Annotated in this window: 10 protein-coding genes and 1 pseudogene; 10 read left to right on the top strand and 1 reads right to left on the bottom strand. The window is 61.6% G+C overall.

Annotated elements, in window-relative coordinates; translation table 11 throughout:
• The first annotated feature begins 4 nt into the window (after positions 1–4).
• Positions 5–1,210 (top strand): DUF1835 domain-containing protein, encoded by a 1,206-nt coding sequence (locus ACQY47_RS25285; RefSeq protein WP_428552866.1) that lies wholly within the window; start codon positions 5–7, stop codon positions 1,208–1,210.
• Between the two features lie 7 nt (positions 1,211–1,217).
• Here ACQY47_RS25285 and ACQY47_RS25280 read toward each other — a convergent pair whose 3' ends face one another.
• Complete coding sequence (locus ACQY47_RS25280; protein WP_099549957.1) at positions 1,218–1,739, bottom strand: chemotaxis protein CheY; 522 nt, start codon at positions 1,737–1,739, stop codon at positions 1,218–1,220.
• A 188-nt stretch (positions 1,740–1,927) separates the two neighbouring features.
• On the opposite strand from ACQY47_RS25280, the gene ACQY47_RS25275 reads away from it, so the two are divergent.
• From ACQY47_RS25275 to ACQY47_RS25235, 9 genes and pseudogenes are all read left to right on the top strand, one after another.
• Positions 1,928–2,617 carry a fimbrial biogenesis chaperone gene (locus ACQY47_RS25275; RefSeq protein WP_428552863.1) on the top strand — a complete coding sequence of 230 codons (690 nt, stop codon included), beginning with the start codon at positions 1,928–1,930 and terminating at the stop codon, positions 2,615–2,617.
• A gap of 23 nt (positions 2,618–2,640) precedes the next feature.
• Positions 2,641–3,621: a fimbrial protein gene (locus ACQY47_RS25270; protein WP_219268874.1), complete on the top strand. Its 981-nt coding sequence runs from the start codon at positions 2,641–2,643 to the stop codon at positions 3,619–3,621.
• Positions 3,622–3,694: 73 nt separating this feature from the next.
• The gene (locus tag ACQY47_RS25265; RefSeq protein ID WP_428552859.1) at positions 3,695–6,493 is read left to right on the top strand and encodes an ATP-binding protein; all 2,799 of its coding nucleotides are present in this window, start codon (positions 3,695–3,697) and stop codon (positions 6,491–6,493) included.
• Entirely contained in the window at positions 6,480–7,673 is a 1,194-nt protein-coding gene (locus ACQY47_RS25260; RefSeq protein WP_017139586.1) for an EAL domain-containing response regulator, read from the top strand. Before ACQY47_RS25265 ends, ACQY47_RS25260 begins: the two co-directional genes overlap by 14 nt.
• 82 nt (positions 7,674–7,755) lie before the next feature.
• A pseudogene (locus ACQY47_RS25255) lies at positions 7,756–10,928 on the top strand (response regulator).
• A gap of 23 nt (positions 10,929–10,951) precedes the next feature.
• Positions 10,952–11,599 carry a response regulator gene (locus ACQY47_RS25250; RefSeq protein WP_099549954.1) on the top strand — a complete coding sequence of 216 codons (648 nt, stop codon included), beginning with the start codon at positions 10,952–10,954 and terminating at the stop codon, positions 11,597–11,599.
• A gap of 194 nt (positions 11,600–11,793) precedes the next feature.
• Positions 11,794–12,396 carry a fimbrial protein gene (locus ACQY47_RS25245; protein ID WP_017139590.1) on the top strand — a complete coding sequence of 201 codons (603 nt, stop codon included), beginning with the start codon at positions 11,794–11,796 and terminating at the stop codon, positions 12,394–12,396.
• Between the two features lie 75 nt (positions 12,397–12,471).
• Positions 12,472–13,212: a fimbrial biogenesis chaperone gene (locus ACQY47_RS25240; RefSeq protein ID WP_017139591.1), complete on the top strand. Its 741-nt coding sequence runs from the start codon at positions 12,472–12,474 to the stop codon at positions 13,210–13,212.
• A gap of 85 nt (positions 13,213–13,297) precedes the next feature.
• Complete coding sequence (locus tag ACQY47_RS25235; protein ID WP_428552853.1) at positions 13,298–15,808, top strand: fimbria/pilus outer membrane usher protein; 2,511 nt, start codon at positions 13,298–13,300, stop codon at positions 15,806–15,808.
• The last annotated feature ends 70 nt before the right edge of the window (positions 15,809–15,878 follow it).

Below are 15,878 nucleotides of genomic sequence, written 5' to 3'. Positions count from 1 at the left end.
TCGTATGTCGCAACGCCTCTTATCCTCGACTACCGACGGCCGCCTCAACCTTGAGCAACAGCGCAAGCGCGCCAAGGAACTGTTGCCACGCCTGAAAACCCTCGACCCGCACGCCACCTTGTCCCAGGCCCAATGGCAGGTCGCCAGGCAGCTGGGTTTCAGCAGTTGGCCCAAGCTCAAGGCGCATGTCGACGCCATCGACTTCGCCGCCCGCCACCCGGACTTTGCTGCCAGCGATGAAGCCCGCACCACCCACTGGCGCTGTGGCAGTGACATTGCCCACAGCCTGCAACTGGCCGGGTTCAAGGGACAGTTCCGCATGCTCAGCGATCCGTTATGCATGGGGCCGGTGCGCGACCTGCCCAGTGAAGATTTCCGCGCGATGCGCAGTGCCTTTATCAGCCAGGCCTTTGCCCTGGACGCTGCTGAAGTAACCCACCGCGTCAATGATGAATACGACCACCTGCAGGCCCTGGCCAGCGCCGATCACAGCGTGCTGTGGTGCGAAGCGGACGCCTATGATCAGCTGTTTCTGGTCCGCGCGCTGGCCGGTCTTGAGCGCGCGCCGAAAAAGCTCGAGCTGATCGAAGTCGACCGTATTCCGGGTGTCGAACGCTTTATCGGCATCGGCCAGCTGGCGCCCGATGTATTGGCGTGGTTGTGGCCCCAACGACGCTTGATCGATGACGCAGCGGTGCAACTGGCCCGACAGGCCTGGGCGGCTTACTGCGACAGCTCGCCGGTCAAGCTTGCGCAACTGGCTCACGGCAACCACCCGGCCCTGCCCTTTCTAGCCAACGCGTTGTTGCGCCAGTTGCAGGAGTTGCCCGGTATTGAGGATGGCCTGTCACTGACTGAACGCTTGTCGCTGCGCTACATCGCCGAGGCCGGGCCGGTGCCGTTCGGCCAGGTGTTCGCCGAACTGATGGCCAAGCGTGAGCCGCTGCCGTTCCTGGGCGACATGATGTTCCACGCGCTGTTGCGGCCATTGATCGACGGCCCGACCCCCTTGCTGGTCGAAACCGCGACCGAACGCGACTGGCCGCGCCGCGAACTGGCATTGACGCCACTGGCGCACCAAGTGCTGGGCGGCGAGGCTTATTGGTTGGACCACGCCGGGCATGAGCGCTGGGTCGGCGGCGTGTGCCTCAAGCCTGGCCAACCGCATTGGGCACTGGCCCACGACAGCCTGCCGGTGTGGCGCAACTGAGACCGGATCAGCGCTTGGGCGATAACCCGACGGCGCACGCCATCACTGCCGGGTCGCCCAGGTAAACGCTACGCGCAGCCGTCGAGGGTGCAGCGACCCGGCTGTCGACAGCGCGCAACATCGGTCGCTCAACCGTCGGCAGACTATGCAGGGGGTCGACAATCTCCATGCAGCGGCGCAGGGAGTTGAAATCCGGCGACTGCGACAGTGACAGGTGCAAGGTCTGGCTCACCGACACCGACACCACCGAGCTCTGTGCGCATTGCCCGTCGTAGATCAGCGTATGGCGAATCAATGGGTTGTCATGGCAGTACTTCAACAGGTTGACCTGCCGCGAACGCACCAGCGCCGTATTGATGATCAACAGGTCGAATGCCACGCAACCGGAGCGCGTCAACGCCTGCAATTCGTCGAACGAACTCAAGGGGGCGATGCGGTGGTAGCCCAGCTGGTTGAGCATTTTCTCCAGCTTGATCCGCTGCAGCAGGTCTGCATCGGCAATCAGAAGGCGTAAGGCTTTATTGGACATAGGGTAAACCTGACAGTTGGGCATCAGCGTCGATCATTCAACGTCGAACACGGTAACTGTCGGGGCTCGAACATGCCTTTAAGGCGATTCTGAAACGGGCACTGCACGCTTTTAAGAATCGCCTCAAAGCCCTCGCACTCACCCGCCCCTACCATGGCTGCGTTCCCACACGTTGCCATGGAATTTTTGTGTTCATGTTTTTACTCAGAATGATGCTGCTGGCCGGCGGGCTGCTGGTGCTCGCGCCACCGCCGGCCGGCGCGGCGCTGAAGATCGAAGGCACACGCCTGATTTATTACGGCCAGGACAAGGCCGCCGGCATCAGCGTGGTCAACCCGGCCTCACAGCAAGTGGTGGTGCAAACCTGGATCACCAGCGAGGACGAATCAGCCGACAGCCCCGTGCCGTTTGCCGCCACCGAGCCGTTGGTGCAACTGGGCGCCGGCGAGCATCACATGCTGCGCATCTTGTATGCCGGTGAAGGCCTGCCCGCCGATCGCGAATCGCTGTTCTGGCTCAATATCATGGAGATTCCGCTCAAATCCGCCGACCCCAACAGCGTGCAGTTTGCGATACGCCAACGGCTCAAGCTGTTCTATCGGCCACCGACGCTCAAGGGTGGCTCGGCCGAGGCGCTGCAGCAGCTGGTGTGGAGCAGCGATGGGCACAGTGTCAGCGTTTACAACCCCAGTGCGTTTCACCTGTCACTGGTGAACCTGCAAACCGACAGCCTGGCACTCAGTGATTATCTGTTGCTCAAGCCCCACGCGCGCAAAACCCTCAGTGCGTCCAGCCCTGTGCCCAAAGGCACCACCCTCCATTTCACCGAAATCACCGATATCGGTTTGCAAGCCCGTCATAGCACGGCGCTCAACTGATAGATCGCGGGGTACTTGCACCAATGTCACTGATCAAACGTTTATTGCCGATGCTGGTATGGGCCTGCGCGGTGCTGCCCGCCACCAGCTATGCGCTGGCCTGCCGTGAAGACGGCACCGGCTCGATTATCACCCAGGAGGCGCTGGGCACCGCGCTGGCGGTTGCCGCCGATGCGCCCAACGGCACGATTATCTGGGAGTCCGGGCCGCGCTCGACCAATGTGATCTGCGCGGACGACTACAAAGTTGGCCGCGAGGAAGTGTACTTCTACGTCAACCCGGCCAGCGTGAGTATCGGCACCGGGATCCGCGTGGGCATTCGTTATAACAACCAGCCGATTACGCAAAGCACCGGCAAGGTCGGCACCGGATTTTTCTCCGACCGAGGCTGCACCTCCAACTGCATCGGCTGGGACAAGGCACGCTTTACCCTCAACTTCAGCGTGTTCATCGAGAAGTTCGACCCCACACCTCCCAGCGGCCAGGCCAGCACCCTGACCTCCTACCGCGTGTTCCAGCTGGACGGCGTGCGCGGGCTCAACTCGCGGCCCAACAGTAACTTCAACTATGTGGTCACGGGCATGAACAACATCCGTTTCGTGCCCTGCAGCCCCGAACTGACCATCAGCCCCAGCGTGGTCAACTTCCCCACGCCGTCGCGCAAGGCGTCAATCGGTGAAGTCGCCAGCAGCGCGAATTTCAGCTTGAACCTGCGCAAGGGCTGCGATACGCCGTATACCGTCAGCGCCAGTTTCGCCACCACGCCGGGTGGTGGCAGCGTGATCAATGGCTTGCTGGTGCCGGACAACAACAGCTCGGTGGGCATCGCTTTGTCACGCGCCGAAAGCCAGCAGCAGTTGCCCTTCAACAACTGGTTCACCCTGCAAGAGCTGATGGGGATGGGCCAGAGCCACGATGAGTTTCGCGCCGACCTCAAGTGGCGCACCTTGCCGATCCCTGGCGCGTTCGACGCCGCCGTGGTGGTGGATATGTATTACAAGTAAGCACTTGATCAAGCAGGCCATTTTTAAGGATCGTCTTATGCCAGGCACGAAGGCGCACGCTTAAAGTCTGCCGATGCGATTGAAAAGTTACCTGCTCCAGATCAACCCCGTCCTCTCCCGACCCGAAGCAGCCAGAAGGCTGCTTCGTATTTTTGCGAGCGTGCTGCTCGTGGGCATCCTGAGCGGGGTCTATACCTTTCTGCTGTCGACCTTCAACAACGACATCTCCCAGCGCCGCGGCTACATGAGCAGCGCCATCGCCGAAGCCCATACTTTTTTCACCAACCGCGAGGCGCTGCTGCAAAGCCTGAGCCTGTCGGCGGTGCGCAAACAGTCCAGGCTCTACCCCTCCTCCGAGGAAGAACAACACCTGGAACTGGGCAACACACCCGGCAACCAGTGGAGCATCTGGCTGACCGCACGCATGCGCGACTACCTCAAGGCCAAGCAGCTTAACCTGCTGTATGTGAACGCCGGCCCCAGCCCACAGGTGACGCGGCTGTACGACGCCACCGCGCAGGTACTGCCGATTTCCAAGTGCATGCTCAACCGCCTCAAGGCCCTGCAGCACAGCGACCCGGCCACACTCAACGAGTTGTGGCTGAGCGACAACACCGAAGGCCATTCGCACCTCTACATTTTCATCCGCCTCGACGAGCGCGACCCTGAGTCCGGCTGGCTCGGCCTTGAGATGGAAAGTCGTGAAGTGTCTTCAACCCTCAGCGACCAGAGTGCCGGTGAGTTCATGATGCTCAATTCCCAGGGCATGCTGGTGTTCACCAACAGCACCGACACCCAGCTCAAACAGCAACACCTGCGGCCCGGCGAAGAAAGCTTTTTCGGCTTTGTCGGCAACGGTTTGCTGCCCGACCACCTGGTGATTCGCAAGCACTTGAAGTCTTCGGAATGGCAGTTGATGTATTCCATCGACCTGCGCGCGGTGGTCACCGGCCTGTGGAAACAGCTGCTCGGCTCGTTGTTGTTCTGCCTGTTCAGCCTCACGCTGATCTGGCTGGTGATGCGCCGCGTCGACCAGCGTTTTATTATTCCGTCGATCCATCGCATCCAGGCGTTGATCGAAAGCGAAGCTTTTGGCCGCGATGTGATCCAGATCGCGCCCGTGGCCCTTTGCGTGCTGCGCCGCACCGACGGCCAGGTGGTGCTGGAAAACACCCTGGCCCAGCAATGGTTGGGCAACGGCCCGGAGCGCGAGGCACTGCGGGCCGGCTGGATCGAGCAAGCCTTCGCCCAAGGCCCATGCGAACGCAGTGATTACTTTGAAACCATCGACGGCCGCCACCTGTACCTGAGCAGTGCCCCCACCCGCTATAAAGGCGAGGACGTGCTGTTTTGCGCGTTCAGCGATATCAGTGCGCGCAAGCAAGTCGAAGCGGCGCTGGAAGAAGCACGCCAGTCGGCGGACGCTGCCAACGCCGCCAAGACCCTGTTCCTGGCAACCATGAGCCATGAAATCCGCACGCCGCTGTATGGCGTGCTCGGCACCCTCGAATTGCTGGCACGTACGCAACTGGATGCCCAGCAAAGGGACTACCTGCACGCCATCGAAGGCTCGTCGTCGACCTTGTTGCAGTTGATCTGCGATGTGCTCGATGTGTCGAAGATCGAAGCCGGGCAGCTGGCGCTGGAAATGAGCGAGTTTTCACCGCTGGATCTGGTCCACGAAATCATTCAGGGCTATGCCGCAGCCGCCCAAGGCAAGGGCTTGCAGTTGTATGCCTGCTTCGACCCGAAGCTGCCCGAAAGGTTGATCGGCGACGTGACGCGCATTCGCCAGATTCTGAATAACCTGCTCAATAATGCGGTGAAGTTCACCGACTACGGCCGCGTGGTATTGCGGGTAAAAGTGCTGGGCCGTGACGGTGAACGCTCCAGCCTGTTGTGGCAGGTCTCGGACACCGGCAAAGGCATCGCCCAGGAAGACCAGGCGATGATTTTCGAGCCGTTCTACCAGAGTGAAGGCAACACCAATGTGGTCGCCGGCACCGGCCTGGGCCTGCCGATCTGTCAGCGCCTGACCGAATTGATGAACGGCAACATCCGCATGGTCAGCGAGCTGGGCCTGGGCAGCAGTTTCAGCCTGATCCTGCCGCTGGAAGAAGCGCCGACCACGCCGATGACCGCGCTGTTGGCCGAGACCATCTATGTAGCGTCGCCGATCCCGGAACTGGCCAACTCCGTCAGCGGCTGGCTGCGCCGCTGGGGTGCCAGGGCCCAGGCCGGCCTGCCGACGTTGCCGGACACGCATCTGCTGCTGCAAGTGCACCCCGGCAGCGTCGACCCATTGCTGGCGCCCGAATGGCCGGGGCCGGTGATTCACGTGAGCAGTAATGCCTGCACCGCCGTGGAAGCCGAGGCCGGCGCCTGGCACGTCAACCTCAACCACCTGGGTGCGATTCATCAGGCCGTGAGCCAGGCGCAAGGGCTGTGGGTGGCCCGTGCCGATGAGCAAACACGCCAGCGCGACCTGAACAAACTCAACCTGCACTTGCTGGTAGCCGAGGACAACATCATCAACCAGCTGATTTTGCGTGACCAACTCGAAGAACTCGGCTGCACCGTGGAGCTCGCGGCCGATGGTCAGGAAGCGTTGCAACTGTACACCGCCGGTAGCTTCGACGTGGTGTTGACGGACGTGAACATGCCCCACATCAACGGCTATGAACTGGCACGCGAACTGCGCCGCCAAGGCTGCCCGTTGCCGATTATCGGGGCCACCGCCAACGCCATGCGCGGCGAGGCCGACCTGTGCCTGGCCGCCGGCATGAACCATTGCCTGGTCAAACCCTTTGCGTTGCGGGCTCTATTCAACTCCCTGGCGCCTTATGCACGGATCACCCATGAAGCCCCTTAGTATTTTGATTGTTGAGGACCATCCCCTGCAGCACATCTACCTGCAGCACTTGCTCAGTGAGTTGGGGGATTTCAGGCTGGAAACCGCCGAGGACGGCAAAGAAGCGCTGGAGCGTTTACGCCAGCGCGATTTCGACCTGGTACTGACCGACCTGCTGATGCCCGGCATGGACGGCGTGCAATTTATCCAGTGCCTGGCCAACTTGCGCAGCAAGCCGGCCCTGGCGATCATGAGCGCCGCCTCGCGGCGCATGCTGATGGCAGCCAGCCTGGTGGCGAAAAACCTCGATGTGGAAGTGATCGGGCTGATCTCCAAGCCCGTTAACGCCGAGGCCTTACGCAATCTGGTCGATCAGCTGAGGAACACGGTGCGCAAGCCCTCCCCCGAACTGCCCGAGCACATGGACATCGACCGTCATACGCTGGTGCAGGCCATGAGCAGCGGCCAGTTGCAGGCCTGGTTCCAACCGAAAAAGTCCCTCGCCAACGGGCGTATCGTCGCCGCCGAAGCCCTGGTGCGCTGGATGCACCCCGAGCAAGGCGTGATGCTGCCGGCCGCGTTCCTGCCGGCGATCAAGGCCTTCGAGCTGGAAGAACGGCTGTTGTGGCTGGTACTCAAACAGGCGATTCACGCCCAGGAGCAGTGGCGCCAACGCGGCTATGAAATCCCGGTGGCGATCAACCTGCCCACCCACCTGCTCAACAGCCATGACCTGGCGGACCGCCTGCTGGAGTTTGTGCTGCACCACGACGGCATTCCCGGAATGATCTGCTTCGAGTTGATGGAATGCTCGGTGCCACAGGACATCAGCAACTTCTACGCCGGGGCCTGCCGCTTGCGCATCAAAGGCTTCGGCTTGTCCCAGGATGATTTTGGCAAGGGCTACAGCTCATACCTCAACCTCGTCTCAACACCGTTTACCGAACTGAAGATCGACCAGGCATTGGTGCAGGGCAGCCATGACAACGAAGGCATCGCCCAGGCGCTGGCGAGCATCATCGCGCTGGGCCGCAAGCTCGGCCTGACAGTGGTCGCCGAAGGTGTGGAAACGCCAGCGCAATTGGCGCTGCTGCGCAAAATCGACTGCAATCAGGTGCAGGGTTTCCTGATCTCCCACGCGGTGTCTTCGGACCAATTTCAGCAACTACTGAACAATGATGGCCCCGCGACATCTCACTAGCTGGAGGCCCCGGATTATTTGCCCTTTATAAAGCGCAAGCTCCATCCAGTGCCGATTTGTCCTGCGCCTGCGGAAACCCCTGATGAAGCACAACAACGCGATACTCGAAGCCTTTACCCGCAGCTCCGTACGCTTGAACAAAGGCCTGATGGTGCTGATTGGAATCGCGTTGCTGCTGCTCCTCACCAACTACTGGTCATTGCAACGCGGGATCGAAACCCGTTATGGCGCAACGCGCTTTCATTTTGCGCGGCTAATGGAAAACCTCAGCGAGCAGCAAACCTATCTCAAGAGCTTGACGCACCCAGGCATCCAGGCCGAATTGCTGCGGGCGACCAGCGTGCAGGTCAGCCTCAAGAGCCGAATGGTCGAGAACCGCCGCACGTTATATGAAGGCCAGAAGTACTCGTTTTCGGTACCGTTCGACGTCAAGTTCGATGAGCAGCAGGTCGGCGTAGCTGCCCGGCCACCGATTTTGCCCTGGGCGCGCACCTGACCAGCTACTACAGCGCCTTCTGGTCTTCGTCACCGTACGAGGCACCGCAAACTTTTCTGTTCAATCGCCAGACCCACTACACCATCACCATTCCCTCCGTGGGCTATCAGCGTCGCGAAAGCACTGAAGAGACCGGCAACCAGGTGGCGCTGGTCAATGCAGTGCAGCAAAGCCTTGCGCAGACGCCACAGGTACTGGAGCAGGATTGGGTGTACTGGAAAGCAGGGCCGGAGCCCGAGCACTTGCTGGCCTACATTGGCCTGTCACTCGACGGCCAGGGCCAGACGGTGATCGGCACCCTGCTCGACCTGTCGCAGGTCGACGATGTGCAGCGTGCGCTGGATCACTCCGCGTTTGATCGCTTCACCTTGTTTGCGCCCGACGGCACCCGTTTGGTAGGGCCAGCCACCGAGCCGTCGCTCAGCAATGGCGTGCACTTCACGGCCCATGGCTTTGAATTCAAGATTACCCAGGCTGGCGACCGGCCCTGGAGCGCGGTCTATGGCCTGAACTACTCGCACTTCTTCCACTCGGCCTTATGGCCATTGAGCACCCTGGCGCTGCTGCTGGTCAGCCTGATAACCCTGGGCTGGGCCGGCAGCCGCTGGTACCGGCGCCAGGTGATCAGTCCGGCGCGCCTGGCCCACGAACGCATCGCCGAAAGCGTGGCGTTCAGCCGCGTGATCATCGACACCGCGCCCACCGGCTTGTGCGTGGTGCGGCGCAGCGACGGCAAGGTGCTGATCGAAAACCAGCGCGCCCAGCAGTGGCCGGGCACCGCACGTCTGGTGGCGGCCATGGCCGGTCAACACGACGGCGTCGAGAACGGCGAAAGCCACTTGGAGATCGAAGGCCGGCACCTGCAAATCGGCTTCGTGTCGACCCGTTATCAGGCCGAGGACGTGCGCCTGTATGCCTTCAACGACATCACCCGGCACATCGAAGACGCCCAGGCGCTGGAAGAGGCACGTCACGCCGCCGATACCGCCAACGAGGCCAAGACGTTGTTCCTGGCGACCATGAGCCATGAGATCCGAACGCCGTTGTATGGCGTGCTCGGCACCCTGGAATTGCTCGGTCTGACCGATCTGGATCCGCATCAGAAGACTTACCTGCACACCATTCAACGTTCGTCCGCCACGCTGTTCCAGCTGATCAGCGATGTGCTGGATGTGTCGAAGATCGAGTCCGGGCAAATGGCAATAGAAGCCGTGGACTTCTGCCCGCTGGACATGCTCGAAGACACCTTGCATACCTACGCCGCTTTCGCCCAGCGCAAGGGTCTGCAACTCTACAGTTGCATCGACCCGCAGTTACCGGACTGCCTGATGGGCGACCCGATGCGCATTCGCCAGATCCTCAATAACCTGGTGAGCAATGCGATCAAGTTCACCGACATCGGGCGCGTGGTGATTCGTGCCCGGGTGATGGCGCTGGACGCCGAGCATGTCGACCTGGAATGGCAAGTCACCGACTCCGGCGTCGGCATTCCCGAAGCGCAGCAGGCCAAGCTGTTCGACCTGTTTTACCAGGCGCCGGACACCGCCAGCGAAGGCGGCGCCGGGCTGGGACTGCCCATTTGCCGCTGGCTGGCGCAGATGATGGACGGTGAGATCCGGGTGGTCAGCGAGCCGGGGCTGGGCAGCAGCTTTACCCTGAAAATGCGCCTGCCGCTGTGCTGCGGCACGCTGACCAACCTGCCGCTGATCGAACCCAGCCCGACACCGGTGTACGTGCAGGCGCCGGTGCGCGAACTGGCGCAGTCGATGAGTGACTGGCTCAATCGGCTAGGCATCGCAGCGGCCTTGGCGGCGACCACCCAGGAAAAAGACAGCCGCCACGCGGTGCTGGTGGACCTGCTGCCCAGCGAGCCCGCCAAGCCATGGGGCGGCCAACGCGTGCTGTGCCTGCCGGGCGCACACAGCCCGCCGCTGCACACGGCGCAAGGCTGGGTGGTCGACCTGCACGATGTGCGCAGCATCGCCAGCACCGTGTCCCTGGCGCAGCACGGCAAGCATGAGCAACCCGCAGCGGCCCGGCCACAAAGCATCGGGCAGTTGGGGTTGCGCATCTTGGTGGCCGAGGACAACCCGGTCAACCAGGCGATCATCAAGGAACAGCTCGAAGCGCTCGGCTGTTCGGTGAGCCTGGCCGCCAACGGCGAGCAGGCGCTGCAACAGTGGCAACCCCAGGCGTTTGACCTGGTGCTGACCGACGTGAATATGCCGTTGATGAATGGCTATGAACTGGCCAGGACCTTGCGTGAGCATGACCCGCACCTGCCGATTATCGGCGTGACCGCCAACGCCATGCGCGAGGAAGGCGTGCGCTGCCTGGCGGTGGGCATGAACGCCTGGATCGTCAAGCCGTTAAGCCTGCAAACCCTGCGCGGGCAGTTGATCAAGCTGTGCAAGGTCAAGCCGGCGCCGGAGCCTGCCACTGCGTCCTGCGACGACAGCGTGCAGCTGTCGGACAAGATGCGCCCGCTGTTCATCAGCAGCGTGCAGCAGGACTTGCAGCGTATCGATACCGCCCTGACGCAACGTGATGCCCACGGCCTGGGCCAATTGCTGCATTCGGTCGCCGGCGCCCTGGGCGCAGTCCAGGCGCTGAACCTGGCCCAAGCGTGCATCGAACTGGAAAGCGCACTTAACCGCGGCAGCCTCGACACGGCACTTGAACTCAAGGTGAAGGCGGTGATGCAGCGTCTGTCGGCCGTTCTGGAAACTCTCCAGCCCGGGCACTCTTCACTCACTTGAACTGGCACTACGGACGGCCCTTTATGAAAAAATTCAACGTGGTAATCGCGGACGATCACCCGATCGTATTGCTGGGTGTTCGCGAGTTGGTGGAGCGCGACACACGCTTCCAGGTGGTCGGCGAGGCCGTGTGCTCGGCCGGCCTGATCGCGCTGTTGCAGCACCAGGGCGCCGACATTGTGATCACCGACTACAACATGCCGGGCGACTCGCCCTACGGCGACGGCCTCAAATTGGTGGAGTACCTCAAGCGGCATTTTCCGCAGGTGCAGATCCTGATCCTGACGATGATTTCCAACCACCTGATCCTCACCCGCCTGCAAGAGCTGGGTGTGGTCGGCATCATCCAGAAAAGCCAGTTGCACACCGAGATTCAATTGGCACTCAAGGCGATCGCCCAGCAGAGCGCCTATCGCAGCCTGGAACCGCCAAAAACCTCGGTGATCGAGACCCTTACGGCTATTGACGAGCGCTTTACCAGTTTGTCGCCCAAAGAGTTCGAGATCCTGCGCTTATTTATTTCCGGCATGAGCGTCAGTGATATTGCGCGCAGCCAGAACCGCAGTTCAAAGACCATCAGCGCGCAAAAGATCTCGGCCATGCGCAAACTTGAAGTGAGCAGTGACCAGGACCTGCTCGCTTATTGCCTGGCACGTAACATTTTCAACTAACCGACAACTAGCAAGCCATTTAAAACAATGGCTTCGCCCTTTATTTGCTGAGTATTCACACGCCCTTTCACCGCTCTAAACCGTCCGTTTCCTGACTTATAAGAATCGTCTTATTCGCTCGCTTGCCCTCGCCGCTTATTCTCCTCTCGCAGTTCAACAACAGCATTTTCCAACTAACACTAACGGACATCATCATGAAGAAGTTTTCCCTGGCTGTTATCGCCTCGGCCATTATCGCCGCTTCCGGCAGTGCATTTGCCGTCGACCCGGCACCGACGCCGACCCTGGGCGGCAGCGGTAAAATCACCTTCACCGGCGTGATCAACAACGATGCCTGCTCGGTCGACGGCGCCAACTCCGACCGCACCATTTCGGTGGACATGGGCAACGTGTCGATCAAGGACATGGGCACCGCCGAAAACCCAACCGCAGGCCGTGTCACCGCCAAAGACTTCAACCTGAACGTCAACTGCAACCAGGGCACCAAAGTCGCGATGATCTTTGACGCCAACAACGGCGGTTCGGGCCTGGTCACCGGCAAAAAAGTCCTGGCCCTGAACCCGGGTTCGGCCACTGCACAAAACGTCGGTATCGCCCTGCTCGACAGCAAAGGCAGCCTGATCGACCTCAGCTCTTCCAGCACCGCGCGCATCGAAAGCACCATGCACGGCGCCGGCACTACTGGCGGCGACGCCACCCTGAGCTTCGCGGCCGCCTACGTCACCACCGCAGCCGCCGGTTCGTCCACCGCCGGTCGCGGTGATGCCACCCTGCCGTTCATCCTGCAATACGAATAACTCGGCGCCCCCGGCACCGAACGCGCGAGGCCCTGCGGCCTCGCCATTGTCTTTTGATTACACCGGATAACCCTCATGCCGCCTCGTTCTATCGCCGCATGCTTGGGGCTACTGGGCTTGCTTATGGCTGCCCAGGCCGCCGCCAGCATTTCGTTGAATGCCACCCGCATCGTGTTTGATGGCGACCACAAGGAAGCCAATATCACCGTGCGCAACGGCAACCAGGATGTGTTGATTCAATCCTGGGTCGACATGAACGACGCCAGCGCCAGCCGCGCGCCGTTTGCCGTCACCCCGCCATTGGCGCGGGTATTCGCCAAGGAACAACAATTGCTGCGCATTCTGTACGAAGGCAAAGGCATGCCCACGGACCGCGAGTCGGTGGTATGGCTCAACGTGCAGGAAATCCCCAAGGCCAGCGCCGCCGAGAACACCTTGCAGTTGGCCATCCGCCAGCGCATCAAGATTTTTTACCGCCCTGCCGGCCTTACCGGCAGCGCGCTGCAAGCGCCTGCGCAACTTGAATGGACACTGGCCAAACACGGCGGCCAGACCCTGCTGCAGGTGAAAAACCCGACGCTGTATCACGTGTCCATGGCCGACATCAAAGTACAGTCGGTGCTGGCCAGCGACTCCACCATGATTGCGCCTGGCGAGCAAAAACAGTTCCCGATCGCAGCAGCCATCGCCAACGGCCCGGTGCAACTGTCGTTTTCCAGCATCAATGACTATGGCGCGCAGAACCACTACAGCGCGCCCCTGTCGAGCGGCGCTGCGCTACCTGCGCACGCGACTGAATCGCGCCTCAAACCCTAAGTAGCTTCTCTAACCCACAGGCTCACTTCGCGTGCGTGTTTGCGTGCCCGGCTGTCCGTCAATCAGGGATGTCATAGGTCTTCGCATGTCTTTTCTTTCCAGCAACAGGCCCGCACGTGGCGTACTGAAGTTGAAGACGCTGTCGCTCGCGATGGCTGCCAGCCTGCCGACCTGGGCGGTGGCCGATGACGCAGCGCAAAGCTTCAACACCACGTTCCTGCAGGGCTCGCAGTCGCCAGTCGATTTGCAGCAACTACTCTCAGCCAACAGCGTGCTGCCGGGCAATTACCGGGTCGACCTGTACAGCAACGAAGTGCTGGTGGGCCGGCGTGATATCGACTTCAAACGCAACCCGAACAACGGCCGGGTCGAAGCCTGCCTGACCCTCGACCTGCTCAAGCAATTGGGCGTCGACATGGGCCGATTGCAGGCCGAAGGCAAACTCGACCCGCAGCAACCGCAAGAGTGTTATGCCCTCGCGGACATGATCGAAGACGCCAGCGTGCGTTACGACAGCAGCCGCCTGCGCCTGTTGGCAAGTATTCCGCAAGTGGCCATGCAGCGCGGCCTGCGCGGGTATGTCGACCCGCAGCTGTGGGACGACGGCGTGCCGGCCGCGTTCATCAACTACCAGCTCAACAGCAGCCGCACCGCCGGCGACTATAAAACCCGCATCGCCAATAACCTCGGGCTGCGCAACGGCATCAACCTGGGCGCCTGGCGCCTGCGCAACGAATCGAACATGAGCAGCGGCACCGACCGCTCGAACACCTTCACCAGCAACCGCACCTACGTGCAGCACGACGTGACCGCGATCAAGGGCCAGTTCAGCGCCGGCGAGATTTTCTCTGACACCGACCTGTTCGACAGTGTGCGCTATCGCGGCCTCAAACTGGCCTCCGACGACGGCATGCGTGCCGACAGCGAGCGCGGCTACGCGCCGGTGATTCGTGGCGTGGCGCAGACCAACGCGACCGTAGAGATCCGCCAGAACGACTACATCCTCTACACCGCCAACGTCGCGCCCGGCCCGTTCGAGATCAACGACATCTACCCCAGCGGCTCCAACGGCGACTTGCAAATCACCGTGATCGAAGCCGACGGCAGCCGGCGGGTGACGATGCAGGCGTTTTCCAGTTTGCCGATCATGGTGCGTGAAGGCCAGGTCAAGTACAGCCTTTCGGCGGGCACGTTCAAAAGCAATGCCGACGGCCTGGGGAGCCCACGCTTTCTCAGCGGCACGCTGGCATATGGCTTGACCAGCAACCTCAGCGGCATCGTCGGCCTGCAAGCCAGCGAGGACTACAGCGCGCTGTCGATCGGCGCTGGCAGGAACACTGCGTTCGGCGCCTTCTCCCTGGATACCACGCACTCGTCCAGCAAAGCGCGCGGGCAAACCCACCAGGGCAGCAGCGTGCGGGCGTTGTACGCGAAGACCTTTGCCGGCACCGACACCAACTTCACCCTGGCCGCCTACCGTTACTCCACCGAGGGCTACCGCACCCTCACCGACCACGTGGAAGACAACAGTGAAGACGTGCGCGTGCGCACCGGCCACTCGAAAACCCGTACCGACCTGACCATCAACCAGAGCCTGGGGCGTAACAGCCAGTTCGGCAGCCTGTACGTCAATGCCAGTGACCAGCGCTACTGGAACCGTGGCGGTTCGCGCAGTTTGTCCGCCGGCTACACCGGCAATTGGGGCGACCTGAGCTACAACCTTGGCGTGACGCGCACCCAGCAGATCGTCACCTATGGTGAGCCCAGCAGCGACACCCAAGTGAACCTGTCCGTCTCATTCCCACTGGGCAGCCAGGCCCGTGCGCCGCGAGCCTTTGTCACTACCAGCCATCAGCGCGGCGACACCACCACGCAAGCGGGTATCAACGGTTACGTCGCCGATACCAGTGACACCTTCTATTCGGTGCAGGCGGGCCATAGCGATACCAGCGGCGACTCCGGCTCGGTGAATATCAACAGCCGCACCTCTATGGCGGATGTGAGCCTGGGTTACAGCCAGGGCCAGGGCTATAACTCGCAGAACCTCAACCTCGCTGGCTCCGTGGTTGCCCACGCAGGCGGCATCAACCTGGGGCAGACCGTCAGCGAAACCTTCGCTCTGGCTGAAGTGCCGGGTATCTCGGGGGCTAAAATCGGCAGCTACAGCGGCGTCGAGACCGGCTACAACGGCTATGCGGTGATCCCCACGGCGCAACCTTACCGGGTGAACTGGATCAGCCTGGACACCCGCGACCTGGGCGGCGATGTGGAGATCACCAACGCCACCCAGCAACTGGTGCCGCGCCGTGGCGCTATCGTGGTGGCGCGTTACAGCGGCACCACCGGGCGACGGGTGTTGTTCGAGTTGTTTGATGCGCAGCACAAGCCGTTGTCGTTCGGGGCTTCGCTGGAAGACTCGGCAGGTAAGCAACTGGCGATTGCGGACCCGAATGGGAATGCACTGGCGTTGGTGGAGCAGGACCAGGGAACGCTGGTCATCAAGTGGGGCGAGCAGCGTTGCAGTGCAAACTATGCGTTGGCGCCGCAGAACAAGGCGCTGAACTATGAGCGGCAGGCGTTGGTGTGCGGGCCTTAGGGGTGGCGGCTTGTCTGCTTTTCTGTGGGAGCTGGCTTGCCTGCGATGCAGACACCTCGGTGTATCAGGT

Origin of the sequence: Pseudomonas edaphica, assembly GCF_965277385.1 — a bacterium.
Taxonomy (GTDB): Bacteria; Pseudomonadota; Gammaproteobacteria; order Pseudomonadales; family Pseudomonadaceae; genus Aquipseudomonas; species Aquipseudomonas edaphica.
Note: the sequence above shows the minus strand (reverse complement) of the source record. Positions and strands in the feature narration are given on the sequence as shown.

Bases quoted from the DNA above. Each gene is read 5' to 3' on its own strand.
- ACQY47_RS25285 (WP_428552866.1), top strand. From the start codon at position 5: ATGTCGCAACGCCTCTTATCCTCGACTACCGACGGCCGCCTCAACCTT.
- ACQY47_RS25280 (WP_099549957.1), bottom strand. From the start codon at position 1,739: ATGTCCAATAAAGCCTTACGCCTTCTGATTGCCGATGCAGACCTGCTG.
- ACQY47_RS25270 (WP_219268874.1), top strand. From the start codon at position 2,641: ATGTCACTGATCAAACGTTTATTGCCGATGCTGGTATGGGCCTGCGCG.
- ACQY47_RS25265 (WP_428552859.1), top strand. From the start codon at position 3,695: ATGCGATTGAAAAGTTACCTGCTCCAGATCAACCCCGTCCTCTCCCGA.
- ACQY47_RS25260 (WP_017139586.1), top strand. From the start codon at position 6,480: ATGAAGCCCCTTAGTATTTTGATTGTTGAGGACCATCCCCTGCAGCAC.
- ACQY47_RS25250 (WP_099549954.1), top strand. From the start codon at position 10,952: ATGAAAAAATTCAACGTGGTAATCGCGGACGATCACCCGATCGTATTG.
- ACQY47_RS25245 (WP_017139590.1), top strand. From the start codon at position 11,794: ATGAAGAAGTTTTCCCTGGCTGTTATCGCCTCGGCCATTATCGCCGCT.
- ACQY47_RS25240 (WP_017139591.1), top strand. From the start codon at position 12,472: ATGCCGCCTCGTTCTATCGCCGCATGCTTGGGGCTACTGGGCTTGCTT.
- ACQY47_RS25235 (WP_428552853.1), top strand. From the start codon at position 13,298: ATGTCTTTTCTTTCCAGCAACAGGCCCGCACGTGGCGTACTGAAGTTG.